The 356-nt window shown below is 60.7% G+C and carries 1 protein-coding gene; it reads right to left on the bottom strand.

Going from position 1 to position 356, the window contains the following annotated elements; translation table 11 throughout:
* On the bottom strand, nt 1–354 hold a 354-nt coding region (locus EOA13_RS39310; RefSeq protein ID WP_348629791.1), incomplete at its 3' end, for an SLC13 family permease.
* Nucleotides 355–356 lie beyond the last annotated feature (2 nt).

Genomic DNA, 356 nt, shown 5'->3' with positions numbered 1-356 from the left:
CTCATAGCGAAACGTGCCCTGCTCCGGTGTGGCAGTGTGCGCCCGAGTGAGATGTTCTGGCCTCAACCCGAGCAGCACCTGCTGTCCGTCTGCGACGCCCTTCAGCCCCCTGCCCGGCGCTAAGGGCCGCTTGATGGCGGCCTCCATGATACCCGAGCGTGCTATCCCAGCGCTCACCAGCAGAGCACTGCCGACAATGACCACGATATCGTCGCTGAACCCGCTGAATGCTTCGTCAAAAGGCACAATGCCAACCGCGAGAGCTAGCAACAGTGCCGCAGCCGCGACCAGATCGTATCGATAGCGACCCCACACGAACGCTGCCATCATCACGAAGGTTACGGCAAATGACAAAA

This window comes from Mesorhizobium sp. M7A.F.Ca.US.011.01.1.1 (assembly GCF_003998295.1).
Classification (GTDB): Bacteria; Pseudomonadota; Alphaproteobacteria; order Rhizobiales; family Rhizobiaceae; genus Mesorhizobium.
This window is presented reverse-complemented; position numbering and strand designations above follow the sequence as displayed.